Below are 1,409 nucleotides of genomic sequence, written 5' to 3'. Positions count from 1 at the left end.
AGTAGCGCGTACAATGCCGGCGCGCCGCATGCCGGCAGCGGTCTTTGCCCAGGTGGCGGAATTGGTAGACGCACTACCTTGAGGTGGTAGCGACGAGAGTCGTAGGGGTTCGAGTCCCCTCTTGGGCACCAACACTGCAGGCAGCCGGAGAGCTTCACGGCTGCCTGGCGTAACCGGGGGCGCTACTGGCGCCCCTTTTCGTTTCCATGGCGTTGCGCCGGCGCACGCCGACCGGCCGGGTGGCCAGCCTTTTTCCGGCATCTGCGCCCGTTTCCTGCGGTGTCGGTCGGCAGGCAAGCGTTTACTCCCCCATGTGCCAGCCGCTACAATTCCGCTGCTATGCACAAAGCGGCCAGGGTCCGGTTTCGACCGGTCCGGCGCGGCGGGCATGGAGGCAGTCCGCGGCGGTGCCGCGGCGGAAATGCGATGCGCGCCGCGGTCCAGGCCGGGGCAGCGCGAACCCAAGCCCGGCCCGACCCGGGCAGAGGCAAGAGAGAACCGCGCGTGCTGGCCCAATACCTGCCGACCCTGTTGTTCCTGATCGTGGCCACCGGCATCGGCATCGCGCTGATCATCGTCGGCAACGTACTCGGCCCGCGCCGTCCGGACCCGAGGAAGCTCTCGCCGTACGAGTGCGGCTTCGAGGCTTTCGAGGACGCGCGCATGAAGTTCGACGTGCGCTATTACCTCATCGCCATCCAGTTCATCGTCTTCGACCTGGAAATCATCTTCATCGTGCCGTGGACCCTCGTGTTCCAGGAACTGGGGCCGCGCGCGCTGGTCACCATGGGCCTGTTCGTCGGGATGCTGTTCCTCGGCTTCGTCTACGTCTGGAAGAAGGGAGCGCTCGAATGGGAGTGATCCAAACCATCGATCGCCTGATGACCAGCCCGATCCCGGAAGGGCGGGTCGACGACATCCTGCGCCCGGAGGGCGACAACCCGCTGCTGGAGAAGGGCTACGTCACCACCAGCGTCGACGCGCTGGTCAACTGGGCGCGTACCGGCTCGATGTGGCCGATGACCTTCGGCCTGGCCTGCTGCGCGGTGGAGATGATGCACGCCGGCGCCGCACGCCTGGACCTGGACCGTTATGGTGTTGTGTTCCGGCCCTCGCCGCGCCAGTCCGACGTGATGATCGTGGCCGGCACCCTGGTCAACAAGATGGCCCCGGCGCTGCGCAAGGTCTACGACCAGATGCCGGACCCGAAGTGGGTCATCTCGATGGGCAGCTGCGCCAACGGCGGCGGCTACTACCACTATTCGTATTCGGTGGTGCGCGGCTGCGACCGCATCGTGCCGGTCGACATCTACGTGCCGGGCTGCCCGCCCACGGCCGAGCGTAATAACTTCGTATAGCATACATTATACGAAGTTATACGAGGCTGAAGGTGGTGCTGGACTGCGCCC

Annotated in this window: 1 protein-coding gene, 1 tRNA gene and 1 pseudogene; all 3 read left to right on the top strand. The window is 65.7% G+C overall.

All coding sequences use genetic code 11. From position 1 onward, the window contains the following. Positions 1–46: 46 nt before the first annotated feature. Positions 47–131: transfer RNA gene (locus tag IG80_RS0112125), tRNA-Leu, on the top strand. Between the two features lie 373 nt (positions 132–504). Further along, on the top strand, positions 505–861 hold the full coding sequence (locus IG80_RS0112120) for an NADH-quinone oxidoreductase subunit A (RefSeq protein WP_032114284.1): 357 nt from the start codon (positions 505–507) through the stop codon (positions 859–861). Continuing rightward, positions 852–1,340 (top strand): annotated as a pseudogene (locus IG80_RS0112115) (NuoB/complex I 20 kDa subunit family protein); the annotation flags it as partial. The gene IG80_RS0112120 and the pseudogene IG80_RS0112115, both read left to right, overlap by 10 nt. Positions 1,341–1,409: the final 69 nt, after the last annotated feature.

Origin of the sequence: Candidatus Paracaedibacter symbiosus (assembly GCF_000757605.1) — a bacterium.
GTDB classification, from domain to species: Bacteria; Pseudomonadota; Alphaproteobacteria; order Paracaedibacterales; family Paracaedibacteraceae; genus Paracaedibacter_A; species Paracaedibacter_A symbiosus.
Note: the sequence above shows the minus strand (reverse complement) of the source record. Positions and strands in the feature narration are given on the sequence as shown.